General features: G+C 55.2%; 15 protein-coding genes and 3 pseudogenes. 3 read left to right on the top strand and 15 right to left on the bottom strand.

What is annotated here, in order from left to right; translation table 11 throughout:
• Positions 1-61 precede the first annotated feature (61 nt).
• Positions 62-559 (bottom strand): DUF2199 domain-containing protein, encoded by a 498-nt coding sequence (locus AC0L8N_RS13595; protein WP_473668207.1) that lies wholly within the window; start codon positions 557-559, stop codon positions 62-64.
• 958 nt (positions 560-1,517) lie between these two features.
• Here AC0L8N_RS13595 and AC0L8N_RS13590 point away from each other — a divergent pair.
• The gene (locus AC0L8N_RS13590; RefSeq protein WP_473668206.1) at positions 1,518-2,459 is read left to right on the top strand and encodes an IS110 family RNA-guided transposase; all 942 of its coding nucleotides are present in this window, start codon (positions 1,518-1,520) and stop codon (positions 2,457-2,459) included.
• Between the two features lie 32 nt (positions 2,460-2,491).
• Here the strand turns inward: AC0L8N_RS13590 and AC0L8N_RS13585 are convergent, their stop codons facing one another.
• Positions 2,492-2,842, bottom strand: coding sequence for a hypothetical protein (locus AC0L8N_RS13585; protein WP_473668205.1), 351 nt, complete (start codon positions 2,840-2,842; stop codon positions 2,492-2,494).
• A gap of 3,727 nt (positions 2,843-6,569) precedes the next feature.
• Between AC0L8N_RS13585 and AC0L8N_RS13580 the strand changes: the two genes are divergently transcribed.
• Positions 6,570-7,571, top strand: coding sequence for an integron integrase (locus AC0L8N_RS13580; protein ID WP_473668204.1), 1,002 nt, complete (start codon positions 6,570-6,572; stop codon positions 7,569-7,571).
• A 24-nt stretch (positions 7,572-7,595) separates the two neighbouring features.
• Here AC0L8N_RS13580 and trpS read toward each other — a convergent pair whose 3' ends face one another.
• Together trpS and ggt are read right to left on the bottom strand one after the other, a co-directional pair.
• The gene (trpS, locus tag AC0L8N_RS13575) at positions 7,596-8,606 is read right to left on the bottom strand and encodes a tryptophan--tRNA ligase (protein WP_473668203.1); all 1,011 of its coding nucleotides are present in this window, start codon (positions 8,604-8,606) and stop codon (positions 7,596-7,598) included.
• Positions 8,607-8,609: 3 nt separating this feature from the next.
• A pseudogene (gene ggt / locus AC0L8N_RS13570) lies at positions 8,610-10,323 on the bottom strand (gamma-glutamyltransferase).
• A gap of 184 nt (positions 10,324-10,507) precedes the next feature.
• Between ggt and pepQ the strand changes: the two are divergent.
• Positions 10,508-12,043, top strand: coding sequence for a Xaa-Pro dipeptidase (gene pepQ, locus AC0L8N_RS13565; protein ID WP_473668202.1), 1,536 nt, complete (start codon positions 10,508-10,510; stop codon positions 12,041-12,043).
• On the opposite strand, the pseudogene AC0L8N_RS13560 reads toward pepQ, so the two are convergent.
• The 11 genes and pseudogenes from AC0L8N_RS13560 to rplO all read right to left on the bottom strand — a co-directional run.
• Positions 11,989-12,207 (bottom strand): annotated as a pseudogene (locus tag AC0L8N_RS13560) (4a-hydroxytetrahydrobiopterin dehydratase); the annotation flags it as partial. The gene pepQ and the pseudogene AC0L8N_RS13560 sit on opposite strands and share 55 nt — an antisense overlap.
• Positions 12,208-12,254: 47 nt before the next feature.
• Positions 12,255-13,100, bottom strand: coding sequence for an SDR family NAD(P)-dependent oxidoreductase (locus tag AC0L8N_RS13555; protein WP_473668200.1), 846 nt, complete (start codon positions 13,098-13,100; stop codon positions 12,255-12,257).
• 151 nt (positions 13,101-13,251) lie between these two features.
• Positions 13,252-13,557 (bottom strand): hypothetical protein, encoded by a 306-nt coding sequence (locus AC0L8N_RS13550; RefSeq protein WP_473668199.1) that lies wholly within the window; start codon positions 13,555-13,557, stop codon positions 13,252-13,254.
• A gap of 295 nt (positions 13,558-13,852) precedes the next feature.
• Positions 13,853-14,236 (bottom strand): 50S ribosomal protein L17, encoded by a 384-nt coding sequence (rplQ, locus tag AC0L8N_RS13545; protein ID WP_473668198.1) that lies wholly within the window; start codon positions 14,234-14,236, stop codon positions 13,853-13,855.
• A 75-nt stretch (positions 14,237-14,311) separates the two neighbouring features.
• Positions 14,312-15,312 (bottom strand): annotated as a pseudogene (locus AC0L8N_RS13540) (DNA-directed RNA polymerase subunit alpha).
• Between the two features lie 18 nt (positions 15,313-15,330).
• The gene (gene rpsD, locus AC0L8N_RS13535) at positions 15,331-15,951 is read right to left on the bottom strand and encodes a 30S ribosomal protein S4 (protein ID WP_473668197.1); all 621 of its coding nucleotides are present in this window, start codon (positions 15,949-15,951) and stop codon (positions 15,331-15,333) included.
• Between the two features lie 11 nt (positions 15,952-15,962).
• Positions 15,963-16,346 (bottom strand): 30S ribosomal protein S11, encoded by a 384-nt coding sequence (rpsK, locus tag AC0L8N_RS13530; protein ID WP_068613679.1) that lies wholly within the window; start codon positions 16,344-16,346, stop codon positions 15,963-15,965.
• Positions 16,347-16,443: 97 nt separating this feature from the next.
• Positions 16,444-16,800, bottom strand: coding sequence for a 30S ribosomal protein S13 (gene rpsM, locus AC0L8N_RS13525; protein WP_068613676.1), 357 nt, complete (start codon positions 16,798-16,800; stop codon positions 16,444-16,446).
• Between the two features lie 16 nt (positions 16,801-16,816).
• Entirely contained in the window at positions 16,817-16,933 is a 117-nt protein-coding gene (gene rpmJ, locus AC0L8N_RS13520) for a 50S ribosomal protein L36 (RefSeq protein ID WP_082989877.1), read from the bottom strand.
• 27 nt (positions 16,934-16,960) lie between these two features.
• Positions 16,961-18,325, bottom strand: a complete 1,365-nt coding sequence (gene secY, locus AC0L8N_RS13515; RefSeq protein WP_473668195.1) for a preprotein translocase subunit SecY — start codon at positions 18,323-18,325, stop codon at positions 16,961-16,963.
• Positions 18,326-18,345: 20 nt separating this feature from the next.
• Positions 18,346-18,780: a 50S ribosomal protein L15 gene (rplO, locus tag AC0L8N_RS13510; RefSeq protein ID WP_473668194.1), complete on the bottom strand. Its 435-nt coding sequence runs from the start codon at positions 18,778-18,780 to the stop codon at positions 18,346-18,348.

Raw genomic sequence — 18,780 nt, 5'->3', positions numbered from 1 at the left:
GCAGGTCGCCTGGAGCGACAGCGCAAGGCGGGCTGAGTCAAGTGGCGGGTGCAGCGCAATGTTAGGCATCACCTGCTCCATCGTTCCAGTGCACGAAACGCCACGCTCTCTCCAAGGTGATTCCGTCACAAATGTCACGGTACAGCGGGTGATCACACGGCTCCAACTCTATGCGAGGCCTCTGCCCGTTCCCTTGAAAATGCGCCATTGTCTTCAATGCCCACGTACTCTCCGCATAGAATGGCAATTTATTACTAAACCAACCGGAAAATGGCCCGATCTCGCCTGTATCGAAGTTTGCTAGATAGGTGTCATAGTTCTTTTGACTTTGAGATATCCAGATACCGAGCCCGAATGACTCGCTCTGACCAAGCACGGGTATCAGCAGAATGCCACGGATAAAAAACTCCTCGTCGTCGATTGAGCACACGTCAGTCGTACCGCCAACTCTCTCGCCACGCTCCGGTTCGGGAATGCCGAAATACGAGTCGGGCCATTGGTACCCTATGTCGGGTAAGCCCTCATGAGTCTTGCCGCAGACTGTGCACTGGTACGACATTTCAGTGATGCCTAACGACTAAGCTCACACGCACTTGACGCAGGTCGTCTGGAGCGACAGCGCAAGGCGGGCTGGGTCAAGTGACGGGTGCAGCGCATTGTTAGGCTGCTTTGCGCATTCGTTGATTTATCTCTCTCCTGGTTTTGCAGAGAACTGAATGGGTCAATCTAGCATCGCGCCTGAAGAGAATTGGAACAAGAAGCGCCAAAGACACTAGACCCAGCACCCACAACCACGCGAGCGAAACGGACGAAAGATAAGCGAGCAGTGCGCTGCCAATGAAAAAGGGTACTGACGCAATGTGCATAGATAGCTCAAAGTAAAGACTAGTAACTAGGCGGCTTATATACCTAAACCCGACCGGCTCCGGATTCGAACACGTTGACAAGTACAGATACCAGTTCTCAAGAATCTCGAAATCCTTCTCATGTGCCTTATCCCATGCGACCTCGATTCTTGAGCTTACAGACTCAATGACTACGCCAAAGACGATCGCTGCGCCGATGACGAAGCCAGATATTGGCGCCGTAAAGTCCTTATAAATATATGAAACCAATGGCCATTGTGTCACTGCAATTACTAGCCACGGGAGAATAGCGATACAGCCTGGAAAGAAAATTACTAGCAGTGAGCGCGTAAGTGTCAGCGGCATGACGGAATCTAGAGCGGCCTAACGTCTAAGCTCACACGCACTTGACGCAGACCGCCTGAAGCGGCAGCGCAAGGCGGGCTGGGTCAAGTGACGGGTGCAGCGCATTGTATGTTCCCTTCCGGGTACTCACCGGGATAAGTTGAGACCCATAAGCCTGTTTGGCTTATCGGTGTACCAGCTCGATGCAGCGCAGGATCCAGCTAGCACTGAGACCGTTAACAAGCGTGCAGCGGTACATCGTTTCATCAACCAGCTCGGACAGTCGAATGGGCCTCAAGAGCCCGAATGTAGCAAGGGTGAGCAACGATGACCAAACGAAACAAGGCAGTAAACGTAGGGATCGATGTCGGCAAGCAACAGCTTGATGTGTATCTGCTTGAACGACAAAGGGCATTTCAATGTGGCAACGACGAGCTGGCCATTCAGCAGCTACTCGCAAAGCTTAGGCGCTTCAACGTTCAGCGCATCGTGGTCGAGGCTACAGGACGCCTGGAACAACCGTTTGTTCGAGCGGCCCTGGCTCTAGACTTGCCCGTGGTCGTGGTCTCGCCACTGCGGGTACGGCGCTACGCCGCCGCCATCGGCCAGCTGGCCAAGACCGATGCCATTGATGCGCAACTGATCGCCCGCTTCGGCGCCGACTTAAAGCCCGCAATCAACCCGCCGGTTGACGCAGAAACACTGATAATCAAGGACCTGATGGTACGACGCCGGCAACTCATCGAGATGCGGACAATGGAAAAGAACCGTCGGCAGATCATGCCAGCGGTCCTGCAGGACAGTATCGATCAGCTCATTCACGCAATCGATGAACAGCTAAAGTCGCTCGATCAACAACTCGACCAGGCCGTCGATGCACACACTGAATGGCGCCACAAACGAGACCGACTCATGAGCATGCCGGGTATCGGCAAGACCGTGGCCTACACGTTGCTCGGCGACATGCCTGAACTGGGGAACCTGAGTCGACGCCAGATCGCTGCATTGACCGGTGTTGCACCGTACAACCACGACAGCGGTCGAATGCGCGGCAGGCGCCGCATCCGCGGTGGCAGAAGTTCATCGCGCACTGTGCTGTTTCTCAGTGCCATGTCCGCCATCCGATTTAACCCGGACATCAAGACGTTTTACGAACGTCTCGTGGCCAACGGAAAACACAAGAAAGTGGCACTCACCGCCTGCATCCGAAAAATCGTTACAGCGCTAAATGCCATGCTACGGGATGACAAAAACTGGAGCCCGGCATGAATTAATACTTGACGGGACAACACAGTCGCTTGTTAGGCTGCACCTTCTGGCCAACTCTGAGCTGGATTCCGAATGCAGGTGCATATTGTGTTGATTGTCGCTTCAGTCAAGACTCCACCTTCTTCAGACAACTCAACTACTACAGGCTGCCCGAACTTATAAGGGAACTTTCGGTCTCTCGAATAGCGAGCAGCCAAACTTTGTTCTTTCCCATCGTAGTCGATTCTAATCACGTTTCCAGAATACCGCACGTCAAAGCTCCAAGAGCCAAAGTTCTCGTAATGATAGTTGTGCTCAAGAAGCTGGGCGGGCATCTCTTCAAATGCGTTTAGTAGGTGCGACATGAAGTCGAAATGTGTGATTGGATAATCTTGCGGCTTCACTCAAGTGCTGCCTAACGTCTAAGCTCACCCGCGCTTGACGCAGACCGCCTGGAGCGGCAGCGCAAGGCGGGCTGAGTCAAGTGACGGGTGCAGCGCAATGTTAGGCTGCAGCTTGTCCGATTTCTGATCTGGTCAATCATCGCGGCCTCGTTTTATGCATCCGTTTTCGAAACGTGCGACGCGCTACTCGTTGCTTGTCAACTTTCTCTTCTACTTCTTTTCGCTTCTTCGCCTCGTCCTCTTTCTTCAGAATTCGCTTCTGAACGAGCTTAAGGCGGCGCTTGGCATGCGCGCGTTCGGCGGGAGCGACGAAAAGTACCCAGAACAGTACGATTGCAGCCAAACCGACTAAATAGAACCATCCGTATTGAGCCATGACTACGTTTATACACTTGCATTAAGCTGACTGCAGCCTAACGTCTAAGCTCACACGCACTTGACGCAGGCCGCCTGGAGCGGCAGCGCAAGGCGGGCTGAGTCAAGTGACGGGTGCAGCGCATTGTTAGGCCGCACCGTGCGATGAGCCCAATGGCTGCCATCGCGTAGAGCGGTCGCTTGAAAACAAGATTTTCAGTATTCTGTGGGTCCTCTATCGGCCAAAACTGGACGGTCAAAGCAGCTCACATCCCCAGCCCAAATCGGGCTGCCAAGTATATTAGCAATGCGATTGTTGCAATCGGCAGCAACAGATACAGTGCATATCCAACCAAACGACTCTTTGGAAGCCAGTATTGCCATTCAGTCCACGGCTTCAGGCGGACAATGTGCGGCCAGACCGCTAAGTTGTAGATCGCCAAGAAAGCCAATACGAAGGGAATAATCTGCCACTTCGAAAGATCGAGTCCCGCCCTAGCGAGCAGAAAGACTGGGACTATCGCGAAAACCAGAAATAGAGTTATAGCCACCAGTCGAGACTTCGCGGTGACACGTAATGCCTCACCACAAGAAGGACAAGTAATTTGAGCCGGGCTGAACTCAACCGGATACGGATGGACCGAAAGCAATTCGCGGTATGAAAAATTTGACTTCTTGCACTGTGGACAGGATGGCCCCATGCGATTCCTAACTAAGGTTTACTGTGGATCGCGGACTCGGAATCTCGTATCCGATGAGAAATTGCGACCGGCTGAAAAGGGTCAATAGCAGCAGACCAAAACTAATCCTAGCGAACGTTAACTTTCGGGTACATAGCAGACACTCGGATGCGACATAGTTTCTGCTGCGGCCTAACGACTAAGCTCACACGCACTTGACGCAGGTCGCCTGGAGCGACAGCGCAAGGCGGGCTGAGTCAAGTGACGGGTGCAGCGCAATGTTAGACGGCACAGCGCTCCTCCATCGGGTTGCTGAAGAATGCCTGCAATGTCACGACTACTCCAGATCCTTGCTGAAAGAGACTCCACAATATTGGCATTTGGCATGCCGCATGAAGAAATAGGGGTGACTGAACGCGCGCCGACCACACGAGTAGCACGCCAAGTTGGTAAGTCGCGACTGTACCCACCACCAGAAGACTCCCCAAGTAAGTAATGCAGCAGTACCGGCAACCATCGGATTCTCTGACGGCAGGATCAATGACCAAAGGCCCCAAAGCGGGAAACCTACAACGAGCCAGCCTACCCATGTCAAGAAGAAATGATTGCGGCGACGTCGAGCCACTTCCCAGAACTCATGCGCTGCCATGTCTCGTGCCGCCTAACGACTAAGCTCACCGGCGCTTGACGCAGACCGCCTGGAGCGGCAGCGCAAGGCGGGCTGGGTCAAGTGACGGGTGCAGCGCATTGTTAGGCCGCACCGTGCGATGAGCCGAACAGCTGCTTAAGAAAAATGGCCGTTTGATAATTAAGGTTTTCAGCAAACTATGCGCCTCAATTTGGACAGAAACCTACTGCCCTTGAACTAATCGCTGACAGTTGATTCGAACTCCGAATCGTAGAGCTCAGCCTCGTATGCCCCCTTTCCAGCGCTATCGAATCCATAGACTAAAGTCATAGGTTGACCGTCTGTATCTGTGAAGCCTTGATCTAGTCCTACTATGTCTCCGGGCAAGGGCGGAGTGTTCTTTCCACGAGACAGACGATAGCGCTCTGGTGGAATCTCGACAAGAAGCCTTCCTCGTAATTTGAACGCCGAAATGCTCAATTGATTTGTCATTAGAGTTGAGCGGAATAGCTGCTTAGACTACCGAAAGTTGCCAGCAACAACCGACCAAACCTAGCTCTAGGGAACACGTACTTTCGGATACATAGCTGATACTCGGAAACGATATTGCTTCTGCTGCGGCCTAACGACTAAGCTCACCCGCACTTGACGCAGTTCGCCTGGAGCGACAGCGCAAGGCGGACTGAGTCAAGTGACGGGTGCAGCGCATTGTTAGGCTGCACCGTGTAGAGAAGCAAACCGAATGCTATGCGCGATATATCGCAACGTTTACTCCCTTGGCACCGTGAGCCATCGGTTTAGGAAACCAGAATTACCAGGACAAACAAGATACATAGATAGTGACTATATCCGATGAACTTCGAGCCGACCGCGTGTACACCAGACTCATCGATATTGTTAGAGTCCGGAAGACTATAAGAATACAACAACAGGAGTCCGCCCGACACTGCAGCACCGACGAGCCACAGTACGTATTCCGGAAGCGCATTGCTCGCGATGAGGGCGAGCGAGACTAGCACCATAAAAGTACCCAAGCTCTCCAGAGCAATTTTCCCGTCCGTCCTAAGCAATGTAAAGCCACAAGATTCACACCGGGGTCTAATACGTTCTACGGCGTACCCAAGACGTGCCTTTAGCACTCTAGACGAGCCGCACTTGGGACAGCGTGCGGCATGTTTAGCTTTGACGATAGTCATAGGAATAATTCGGAAACCATTCTTGTGAACGCGTATGACATGATCTTACGCAAGGGTTGATGCTGCGGCCTAACGACTAAGCTCACCCGCGCTTGACGCAGACCGCCTGGAGCGGCAGCGCAAGGCGGGATGGGTCAAGTGACGGGTGCAGCGCATTGTTAGGCCGCACCGTGCGGCGAGCCGAACGTTTCTGTCCTCACAATATGGCCGTTCATATGACAGAGTTTCCGCATGGTGTCGGACTCCTATTATCCAAGAACAGAAAATGGTTACCCATTCTTTTCCACTTTGCAGCCGGAAACAAGGCCTTCGATCCGCGCCTCTGGTATTGGGAATGCCGCAGATTCCACGGTACTCCATTTCGATTCTGGCGAGAAAGGGAAAGTAGGGAATTGAATCATGAGCCCATCGCAGGAAGCGCGGCAAAAAAGGGTAATTTTCTTTGTAATAGGTGACGGTTAGTTGGTCGTTTTCCAACGGTTGAAAATCTAGCCGATGCAGCACCGCACCACGCCACCACGACAATACCCAATTACTGGCGTCAAAGTGCGTGTCAAAGCCGAGCCGCATATCATAGTCGGTTGCTTTCGACGCCAAGAAGGTGCCGAGTTGATTTGAATCTTCGATCATCTACATGAACACCTGTGACCAGTCTGAATCTAGAACCTTCGACGACTGCTGCTGAGTGCATAGCGGACTTTCGGATCCTTCGATTCTTCTGCTGCGGCCTAACTATAAGTAGTGAGTAAAAATGCGTTGTGTAAATGCATGAAAAACTCAATTTGTCGGGTGGAGAGGCTGTGCAAGTTTCTGATTAGCTTACAGGTACGGATTGATATGTTGCATATAAAAGGGATGAAGAAATTGCGATGGCACGGATGCTGCTGGATGCTGTTCGAGACACGCTTCGGGTCCACCACTATAGCTACCGGACTGAAGAATCCTATCTGAAATGGATACGCCGTTACATCGCCTTTAACGGCAACCGGCACCCCCGGCAGATGGGGGCCGACGAAATCCAGGCGTTTCTGAGCCATCTGGCAACGCACGGTCACGTGGCTGCTTCCACGCAAAATCAAGCACTTAGCTCTATTCTTTTCCTCTACAAGAAAGTCCTTTCGATTGAACTGCCGTGGATGGACGAGATGGTCCGGGCGCGTCGGCCAGTGCGGGTTCCCATTGTTCTGTCGCAGACGGAAGTCGCGCGTATCTTGCAAGCGATGACGGGGCGGCATTGGCTAATGGCCAGCCTGTTGTACGGCAGTGGCTTGCGGCAAACCGAGTGTCTGCGCTTACGGGTACAGGACCTCGATTTTGAGTACCTGCAGATTACGGTGCGCGATGGCAAGGGCGCGAAAGACCGCCGCACCATGTTACCCGAGACACTCGTTCCGCATCTGCGACGGCACCTGGAATGGTTGCGCAGCGTGCATCAACAGGACCTTGATCGCGACATGCCGGGTGTGTCGTTACCATCCGCGATTCAACGCAAGTACACGTCTGCATCGCGTGAATGGAAATGGCAGTTCCTGTTTCCGGCAAGCCGTTACGCGTTCATCACTTCCAACAACGGGCACCGGCGTCATCACCTGCACCCGTCTGTATTGACCCGAGCGGTTAAAATTGCCGTGCAGAACGTTGACCTGAACAAGCGCGTCAGTTGCCATACCTTTCGGCATTCGTTTGCCACTCACCTCATCGAGGTCGGTTACGATATTCGCACAGTGCAGGAGTTGCTCGGCCATGCGAGCGTCAAAACTACCATGGTGTACACACACGTATTGAAGCGCGGCGGCCGTGCCGTGCGCAGTCCTGCTGATTTACTGGGTTCTATCCTCGCCGATGTTTCGGCCTACCCAACGTCTCGATAGCCCGGCCGAACTACGCCGTGCATATCAACCGAGTTTGCGTATGCCGACCGCATGGCGAATCTGCTCCAGGTACGGCACCGACAGTTCACGTGCACGCTCCGCCCCTTTCTGAAGTTCCTGCTCTATAACCGCCGGGTCGTCTATGAGTCGTTGATACTCTTCGCGCGCCGGCTTGATGTGCTCGTTAATGTATTCGAACAGTTTCTGCTTCATCTCGCCCCAGGCTATGCCGTTCGCATACAACGTTTCTACTTCGCTGACTTCGCTGCTGGAGGCAAACGCATTGTAGATTTCGAACAACGTAGAACCTTCGGTCTCTTTCGGCTCACCGGGCTCAAGACTGTTCGTCTTGATCTTCATGATCAGCTTTCTGAGCTTCTTCTCTTCCGCGAATAGTGGAATCGTATTGTTATAACTCTTGCTCATCTTGCGACCGTCAAGCCCGGCCAAGGTCGCCGTGTTGTCGTCTATCACCGCCTCCGGTAACACGAACGTTTCGCCGTAATGATGATTGAAGCGACCCGCGATATCGCGGGCCATCTCCACGTGTTGTTTTTGATCACGGCCGACCGGAACCTTGGTCGACTTGAACATCAGGATATCCGCCGCCATCAGAATCGGGTAGCTGTAGAGCGCCATTGTTACGCCCTTGTCCGGGTCGTTGCTGCCGTTCTCTTCGTTTGCCTGTACCGCTGCTTTGTAGGAGTGCGCGCGGTTCATCAAGCCCTTGGCCGTCATGCAGGTCAGCATCCAGCTTAGCTGCGGAATCTCAGGGATATCCGATTGCCGATAAAAAACCGCATTCGATGTATCCAACCCGAGTGCCAGCCAGGACGCCGCAATCTCCAGCGTAGAGCGGGCGATTTTCTCCGGATCTTCGGCTTTCGCCAGCGCGTGCATGTCGGCGAGGAAATAGTAATTCTGCTTCGACGGATCTTTGCTTGCCGCAATGCCCGGTCGTATCGCACCGACGTAGTTGCCGATGTGCGGTGTGCCGGTTGTGGTAATGCCGGTGAGGTAAATGTCCTGAGTCATAAATTAGTAGCCAGCTGCCTGTCCGTCTTTACGTGATTCCGATGCGCCATAGTACACGCGCTCCTTTGCATCCCACATGATCGCCTGATACCCGCCGAAGTCGCCCTGGCGGTCCGTAACGTCATGCCCAAATTTTCGCAGTTTGTGCCGTGTTGCTTCGCCAATCCCGCTTTCCAGGTAGACACGCCCACCGTCAGTCATGACGCTGTCCGTCGGCTGTGACGATCCCGTGTGCCGGATACGTGCCGCGTCTCCAGCTTCCTGCAGGTTCATACCGAAGTCGATCATGTTAATCAGTATCTGCGCGTGCCCCTGCGGCTGGATCGAACCACCCATTACACCCAAGGTCATGAACGGCTCACCGTCTTTCATCACGAACGCTGGAATAATTGTATGGAACGGCCGTTTGCCAGGTTCATAAACGTTTGCATGCTGCGGGTCCAGGCTGAACAACGCACCGCGGTTCTGCAACATGAAGCCAAGGTCTCCCGGCGCCATGCCCGAACCCAGGCCTGCATAGTTGCTCTGTATCAGTGACACCATGTTGCCGTCACTGTCAGCCACCGACAGGTAAATTGTATCGCCATGTTCAATCGCGATATCGCCGGCCGGATAAGTGCTTGCCGCTTTATCCGCCGCAATCAGTTTGCGCCGCTCGGCCGCGTATTGTTTCGACAACAGTTGTTCAACAGGTGTATTGTAGAATGCCGGGTCCGCGTAAAACTTCGCACGGTCTTCGTACACCAGCTTTTTCGCTTCTACAAACGTGTGTACGTACTCGGCGCTGCCGAAACCCATTGCGGCGAGGTCGTAGCCTTCCAGAATATTCAGCAACTGCAGTGCCGCAATGCCCTGCCCGTTCGGCGGCAATTCGAAAACGTCATATCCGCGGTAGTTCGTGGAGACCGGCGTAACCCAGTCCGACTCGTGGGCGGCCAGGTCTTCATAACTCAAAAAGCCGCCGTGCTTCTGCATGTACGAGCCGATCTTGCGGGCAATGTCACCTTTGTAGAACGCGTCACGGCCACCCTCGGCGATCTGCCGGTACGTCGCAGCCAATCGCGGGTTGCGGAACACCTCGCCCTTGGCCGGCGCCCGCCCGTTGGGCATGAAGGTCTCGGCAACACCCGGGTACTCTGCTCTGCTCTTGACGCCGTCCGCCCACAGGCTGGCGATCACCTCGGTAACCGGAAAGCCGTCTTCGGCGTAGGCAATTGCTGGCTCGAGCAACTTCGCCATCGGCAAACGTCCATAACGGCCGTGCAATGCGTACCAGCCGTCCACCGCACCCGGCACACTCACCGACAACGGGCCAAGGTACGGCACGCCGGATAAGCCCTGATCCCGAAAGTGCTCGATGCCCAGACTCTGTGGTGATCGCCCTGACGCGTTCAAGCCGGTCAGCTCGCGGTGCTCCGCATCCCAAACGATCGCGAACAGGTCTCCGCCGATTCCGCAACCAGTCTGGCTCAACCAGACCGAGCACCGCGTTGGCCGCAATGGCCGCGTCGATTGCACTACCGCCTGCCTTGAGCACGTCCAACGCAACCTGCGTTGCCAACGGCTGGCTCGTCGCCGCCATGCCGTGAGGCGCAATAACCTCGGAGCGGGACGCGAAAGGTGCGCCACTCGTGCGATCGAATCCGTGCGACGCCGTACTCATGATCAGGATTCCTGCTAGCAACGTTAAACGGTTCATTACCGGACTCCGTTTCAAGTCAGCCCGGCGATCGTTCGTTGAGACCCGCCCGCACTAACAGTCTTCGAAGGAGGCCTGAATGATGCCTAGATTGACCGGGGATTGAAACTGCCCGCGCGCCGCCCCCAGGGCACGCCGCGAACCCACCTTCCGGGCTGAGACGACCGCGCAAACTGCCATACCTGCGGGTATGATTCGGCACATGGATACCAACGAAACCAATAGTACCCGGATGGCGACCCACTATGCGGGGCATGTTCAGGAACTCGCGCGTCGGCACGACCTTGCACTGGACGTTTCCGGCGGCAGTCACGCGGTCATTTTTTCAGGCGCGCCGAAGCTGCGCTTCCTCGACGACTACACCTACCCGTTTGCCGTTAACCCGCATTTCGCTTCCTGGTTGCCGTTGGCGGCAACGCCCTACTGCTACCTCGTGTACACGCCCGGGGAAAAGCCGGTGCTGATTTACTACCAGGAAAAAGACTACTGGCATACGCCACCTGCCGCACCGCAGGGCTACTGGACCGAGCACTTCGACATCCGCATCGTTCATGACCTGGATGACATCGGCAAGCACCTGCCGCTTGCGCGCCAGAAGTGCATACTCATTGGCGAAATCGGCGAGGCCAGTCAGGCCCAGAATATCGAACGGGTTAACCCAACGTCGGCGCTGAATCACCTGCATTACTCACGCGCCTGTAAAACCGCCTATGAACTCGATTGCCTGCGTGCCGCATCCCGCCGCGGTGCGCGCGGGCATCGTGCTGCAGAACGTGCATTTCGTGCCGGCAAATCCGAGTTCGACATTCATCTCGATTACTGCCGGGCCGTTTCCCACACCGAACGGGAGCTGCCCTACGGCAACATCATTGCACTGAATGAAAACGGCGCGGTACTGCACTACCAGCACCAGTCACGCGAAGTGCCCAAAGAACTGCATTCGTTCTTGATAGACGCGGGGGCCACCGTTAATGGATATGCCTCCGACATCACACGTACCTACGCCTATGCGGATGAAGAATTCGCCGATCTGATCGGCCGCATGGACGAGCTTCAGCAAGGTCTCGTTGCCGAGGTACGTGCCGGCGTCAACTATGCCCAGCTCCATATCGAGACGCATCGACGAATTGCGGCGCTGCTCACGGAACTGAATTTCGCGACCGGCAGTGTCGAGGCATTAATAGAAAGTGGCGTCACGTCCGCGTTCTATCCGCACGGACTCGGGCATTTTCTCGGCCTGCAGGTTCACGATGTCGGCGGCTTCATGGCCGACGAGCACGGCAATACCATTGACCGCCCCAGCGGCCACCCGTTCCTGCGCCTTACCCGCACACTGGAAGTCGATCAGGTTCTGACGATTGAACCCGGCTTGTACGCCATTGACATGTTGCAGCAGAACCTCGTCGGCACGCCGGCGCACAAAATGGTTAATCAGGAACGAGTCGAATGGCTGCAGAAGTTCGGTGGCATTCGCATTGAAGACAACGTACGGGTACTTGCCGACGGCGCAGAAAACCTGACCCGTGACGCGTTCGCTGGTCTTAGATTAGCCCTGCGCTTGCTAGCAACCCAAAGACAGCTGGTACCCAGGTCGCGGGCTGTTACCTGCGTCCGCGGCTACGGAGCAAGCTCGTCCATCGTTGCCGCAAGGGCAAAGTCGCGTTCGGAAATGCCTTTGGCCTCGTGCGTCGTCAGCTGCACCCTGACCTTGTTGTACACGTTGAACCATTCGGGATGATGGTTGGATTTCTCCGCCACCATTGCAACCCGGGTCATGAAGCCAAACGCCTCAACAAAGTTGGCGAAGTGAAATTCCCGAGTTAACTTTCCGTCATGCAACGACCAGCCAGGCAGGTCACGCAGCCGCGCATGAATATCCGTATCACTTAGCTTTTCAACCATGGGGTACTCCGTTGGATTCTTTCGCCTTGCTGAAGAGCATTGCGTATTCAGTCGTTGTCGGCTTTCGCCCGCATCTGTTCTTTGAGTTGTCGCTTCACGGCTCGGCCGCGGCGCTCCATCAACGGCCGCAACAGACGGGCCAGACCGGGGAACAGGTAATTAACGTGGGTCAGCAAGCCGCTGGCCGGCGGCATGGATCGCTCGCGCTTGTCATTAACGGCGAGCTTCAGAATCTCGACAGCCACTTCATCCGCGGTACTTAGCGGCTGTGAAAAGGTGATGTCGGCGACATTGTCGATGTTGTCCATAATAAAACCGGTATCGATAGGACCGGGCGACACCGCCGCGACCTTGATCCCGGTTCCTGCCAACTCCTCGCCAAGCCCAAATGTAAATGCACGCAAAGCAAACTTGCTGGCCGAATAAGTTGCGGCGTTGGCCAATGGCAATCGACCCGCAAGCGACGCAACGTTTACGATAGCGCCGCCACCTGCCTTCTCAAGATAAGGAATGGCGGCGCGGCACAGCAGAATCGGTGCTTTGATATTCACATCGATCATCTGCGCGAGGTCATCCGGGGTCTGCCGAAGCAAGGGCCCGCGTGCGTGGTAGCCGGCATTGTTGATCAGGAAGTGAATCGACTCGAACTCGTACTCGGCTTTCTTGAACAAATTAACGCAGGCATCCGGATCGCAGACGTCCATCGCAACAAGCAACACCCGTGTTTGCGGGCGCAGTTCCTCCGCGATGACCTCGAGGTTTTTTTTGTTTCTCGCAACCAGCACAAGATTCGCGCCAAGCTTCGCAAGGCGGCGGGCGACAGCCGCGCCAACGCCGGCCGAGCCACCGGTGATGATGACCGTCTTGTTTCTGAAAGGGTTGGATTCGTCCACGAGCAGAGTCTACCCAATTTTCCGGGTCAGCATACCGTCTCCATTGCTCGTGCTCAGCTCTTGGGCGGGGTGGCCAGCTGACTCAGGCTGTCAGCCTGGCAATTTGCAACAGCCGGCAACGGGAGCGTGGAAAAGAAATACTGGCAGCGAACTAGAAACCGATGTAGCCCATGACCTTCCGCCACAGCGAAGATTCCCAGCCGTATACCTCGAGCTGCTCCGGATCAAAACCTGAGGTCGGATAGGCGGTGGACGGCTTGATCACATCATTGGCGGCTATATCGGTCGGACGCATCTCAAGCTTGCCGCTCCTTGCGTCCAGTCGATCAGTCAACCCGTCGACGGCGAGACTGAGATAAGGCAGTACTTCGTCGTCGACTATGTCATCGAGAAAAACGGCGTCAGGGTCAAACGCGTCCTTGCCCAACACCACGCACTCATTGAAGTCCTTGCTCATGCCACTGCCCTTGTCGCTTGAAACAAATAGGTCCAAACCGTAACGAAGGCGTGCGGCGCATGCTGTGCGGTTATTCACACCGTTTACAGGAACTGATTTTTCCTTTCTTTTTCAACAAGGTATGAGCCTGTTGTCGGAGCAGCGAACAGGCTACTGGGCCACCTTGTCCTGCTCTTATGTCAAACACTTGGGCATGCAGGCGCGCGCCGAACACGATTTGGCAACAGCCATCGGTTTCCGGCAGGCACAAAAAAGCCGGGCCATGCCCGGCTCTTAAGTGTTTTTGTCGCAGCGACTATTCGTCGCCACCGGTCTCTGTAACCGGCTTATCGACCAGCTGTACGATCGCCATCGGCGCCGCATCGCCCGGCCGCGGCCCGGTTTTCAGAATACGCAGGTAACCGCCAGGACGCGCCTTGAATCGCGGACCGAGATCCGTGAACAATTTACCGACAACTTCCTTGTCGCGCAGTCGATCGAACGCAAGACGACGATTCGCAACGCCGTCTTCCTTGGCGAGCGTAATCAGCGGCTCTACAACCCGACGCAGCTCTTTGGCTTTCGGCAGGGTGGTCTTGATCGTTTCGTGACGCAGCAGCGACGCCGCCATGTTGCGAAACATGGCTTTGCGATGAGAGCTGTTGCGGCCGAGTTTACGACCGGATTTTCTGTGACGCATGGCGTGGGCCTTTCAAATTTCGAGGAGCAGGAAAACCTGCTCCGACTGTATTAACAATGATCCAACCGTACGGGCTTAAACCGCTAGGTCGTGCTCCGGACGCAGGCTTGCCGGCGGCCAGCTTTCAAGGCGCATACCGAGACCCAAACCGTGGCCCTCCAGTACTTCCTTGATCTCTGTCAGCGACTTCTTGCCCAGGTTCGGCGTACGCAGCAATTCAACTTCTGTGCGCTGAACGAGATCACCGATGTACATGATGTTCTCGGCTTTCAGGCAGTTCGCGGAACGTACGGTCAGTTCAAGTTCGTCGACCGGACGCAGCAGGATCGGGTCAACCTGATTTTCAGCGGTTGCACCGGTGCCTTCTTCCTGACCCTGCAGATCAACAAAGACAGACAACTGGTCTTTGAGAATGCTGCCGGCGCGGCGAATTGCTTCTTCCGGATCAATCGTACCGTTGGTCTCGATGTCGATGATCAGCTTGTCGAGGTCGGTACGCTGTTCAACGCGTGCCGCTTCAACGTCGTAGGTAACCCGGTGTACCGGGCTGAACGACGCATCCAGCATGAGCCGACCAATCGGGCCAGTCTGTTCTTCGAAGGCCGGACGCTGGGTAGCCGGACGGTAGCCGCGGCCACGCTCGACTTTCAGGATCACGTTCAGCTGCCCTTCTTTCGTCAGGGTAGCGATCACGATATCCGGATTCATGATTTCAACGTCATGATCGAGTTGAATATCAGCGCCAGTTACCGTGCCAGGGCCTTTCTTCGAGATACGCAGTTCAGCGGTTTCCCGATTGTGCATCTGCACAGCGACCTGCTTGAGGTTCAGCAAAATGTCGACTACGTCCTCCTGGACGCCCTCGATGCTGGTGTACTCATGGAGTACGCCCTCAATCTCGGCTTCAACAATTGCTGCTCCTGGCATAGACGAGAGCAGAATTCGGCGCAGCGCATTGCCCAGTGTATGACCGTAACCGCGTTCAAACGGCTCGATCGTCACTTTGGCGTGCAACTTGTCCACCGGCGTGACTTTTACAACGCGCGGTTTCAAAATTCGTTCACAGATCCCTGCATGGGTTACTACCCTCCTGACTATTTCGAGTACAGCTCGACGACCAGGTTCTCGTTGATGTCCGGCAGGATATCTTCCCGCGCCGGCAACGATTTCAGTACACCTGCCATCTTCTTCACATCCACATCGACCCAATCAGGCAAACCGACCTGACCGGAAATTTCGAGCGCGCTTTGGATGCGAAGTTGCTTCTTCGCTTTCTCACGAATTCCGATGGTGTCACCAGCATTCAGTTGCAGCGAAGGAATATTGACCACCTGACCGTTAACTTCGATGCCTTTATGGCTTACGAGTTGACGAGCTTCTGCGCGTGTTGACGCAAAACCCATCCGGTAGACGACGTTGTCCAGACGACCTTCGAGCAGACTCAACAGGTTTTCACCTGTCGAACCCTTCAAACGGGCGGCTTTCTTGTAGTAGTTGCGGAACTGTCGCTCAAGTACACCGTACATGCGACGCAGTTTCTGCTTCTCACGCAGCTGCAGACCGTAGTCCGACAGGCGCGGTCGACGCTGAGCGGCGCCGCCAGGCGGGACGTCCAGCTTGCACTTCGACTCGAGCGGACGTATGCCGCTCTTAAGAAACAGATCCGTGCCTTCGCGGCGCGACAGTTTACATTTTGGTCCGAGATATCTTGCCATTACCTAAGCCTCTACACGCGGCGTTTTTTCGGCGGACGACAGCCGTTATGCGGAATCGGGGTTACATCCTCGATGCTCTGAATGCGAAAACCGAGCGAGTTCAAAGCTCGCACTGCGGATTCGCGACCTGGACCTGGCCCACGTACTCGAACGTCGACGTTCTTCACACCGAATTCCAATGCAGCACGACCAGCCTTCTCAGAGGCTACCTGTGCAGCAAACGGTGTCGACTTACGAGAGCCACGAAAACCACAGCCACCAGCCGTCGCCCAGGAAAGCGCATTGCCCTGCCGATCGGTGATCGTAATGATCGTGTTATTGAAGGAAGCATGAATGTGCGCGATTGCGTCGAGCACATGCTTTTTAACCTTCTTCTTAGTTTTCGTATCTGCCATGTCTATAAATGCTCTGTTCTTCCCTATGCCTGCGCCAGCCCTGACTTACGGTTTGTAAGCCACGTACGCCGGCAGCGGTACGGGAATTAAAAAAACCTTATCGCTTGATCGGACGACGCGGGCCCTTACGGGTACGCGCATTGGTCCGGGTACGCTGGCCACGTAACGGAAGTCCACGGCGATGACGAATGCCACGGTAACAACCGAGATCCATCAAGCGCTTGATATTCATCGATGTTTCACGACGAAGATCACCCTCGACTTCAAAATGTCCAACGGCGTCACGAATCTTTGCAACTTCCGGTTCCGCAAGGTCTTTAACTTGCGTTTCGGGAGCAACACCCGCTGCGTTGCAAATCTGCTTCGCGCGCGTTCTGCCAATTCCGTAAATAGACGTCAATGCGATCACGACGTGCTTATTCAGCGGTATGTTTATGCCTGCTATACGAGCCACTTGAGTTACCTTTCTGTTAGCCCTGACGCTGCTTATGACGAGCGTCTGACGTACAGATCACTCGTACAACACCGTTGCGGCGAATGACCTTACAGTTTCTGCACATTTTCTTAACTGATGCTCTAACTTTCATGAGCGCTCTCCCAATACCGCCGACGAATCAGCGAACCGAACCACTGCGACCGTAGTTCCGCAGATTGGCCTTTTGCATCATGCCCTCGTACTGATGACTCATTGCATGAGCTTGCATCTGCGACATGAAATCCATTGTTACGACAACCAAAATCAGGAGCGACGTACCACCAAAGTTGAACGGAATGCTCGGGTAGAACATCCGGAATATCTCCGGTAACAAGCAAACGCCAGCAACGTACAAGGCGCCCCAGAATGTCAGGCGCGTCAGCACCCGATCAATGTATTCAGCTGTTTGTGCACCTGGCCGGATACCCGGAACAAATGCTCCTGACTTCTTCAAATTGTCCGCCGTGTCCTTCGAGTTGAAGACCAGCGCCGTATAAAAGAAGCAGAAGAAAATAATCATCGCGCCGTACAGCAGCACGTAAATCGGCTGACCCGGTCCGAGATTGGCACCGAGAGTCTGCAATGCGCGTTGTGCCGCATTAGGCTCCGCCGCCTGACCAAAGAACTGTGCGATGGTGGCAGGGAATAACAGGATACTGGACGCGAAAATCGGCGGAATAACACCCGACATGTTGATCTTGAACGGCAAGTGCGTGCTTTGCGCGGCGAACATCTTGCGCCCCTGTTGCCGCCTTGCGTAATTCACAGTAATGCGCCGTTGCGCACGTTCCATGTAGACCACGAAAATCGTGACCGCGATGCCGCCAAGCAATAACAGGATAGCCGTAATCGATGACATCTGGCCGCTGCGAACCAGCTCAGCCGTTCCGGCAACCGCAGCAGGCAAGCCCGCGACGATACCAGCAAGAATGATCATCGAAATACCGTTACCCACACCGCGTTCCGTGATCTGCTCACCGAGCCACATCAGGAACATCGTGCCGGTTACCAGCGTGATACACGCGGTAATAAGGAACGCCATGCCCGGGTTAACCACGACCCCCGGTTGACTCTGCAGCCAGGACGCAGCAGCTACCGACTGGAACATCGACAGTCCGACCGTGCCATAGCGCGTGTACTGGGTAATCATCCGCTTACCGGACTCGCCCTCTTTACGCAGCTGCTGCAGGGACGGCACGATCATGCTCGCCATCTGCATGATAATCGAGGCCGAAATATACGGCATGATGCCGAGCGCGAAAATGCCGAAGCGCGCCAGCGCACCACCCGAGAACATATTGAACAGCGCGAGCATATTGCCGGCTTGCTGATCAAAGAACGACGCCAGTGCGGCCGGATCCACACCCGGTACAGGTATGAAAGTACCCGCGCGGAAGACAATCAGTGCGCCCACGAGGAATGCCAGCCGAGACTTGAGCTCGCCCAGTTTTCCTGCGGATTTCGCCGCGGCTGCCTGATTGTTAGTGGTCGGCTTCTTGGCCATTACAGTTCTCGTGTCTTCGCTTAAGCTTCGATGCTGCCGCCAGCTGCTTCAATCGCAGCGCGGGCACCTTTGGTAACAGCCAGACCCTGAGTCTTGACTGCTTTTTCAATCTTGCCTGACAAAATTACTTTGACTTTGGTCACCCGAGCCGGCACCAGGCCTGCTTTCTTCAGCGCGTCCATGTCAACGACGTCGTCTTTCACCAGCGCGAGCTCGTGCAAACGCAGCTCCGCGGTATTAGCCGCCATCCGCGAGTTAAAGCCAACCTTCGGCAAACGACGCTGCAAAGGCATCTGGCCGCCTTCGAAGCCAACCTTGTGGTAGCCGCCGGAACGCGCGTGCTGACCTTTGACGCCTCGGCCGGAGGTCTTACCCTGGCCTGCGGAATGTCCACGGCCCAGGCGTTTGCCTACAGGCTTGGAACCCTTTGCCGGGCTAATGTCGTTCAGACGCAT

The sequence above is a fragment of the Woeseia sp. D3-10 genome, assembly GCF_055809415.1.
Note: the sequence above shows the minus strand (reverse complement) of the source record. Positions and strands in the feature narration are given on the sequence as shown.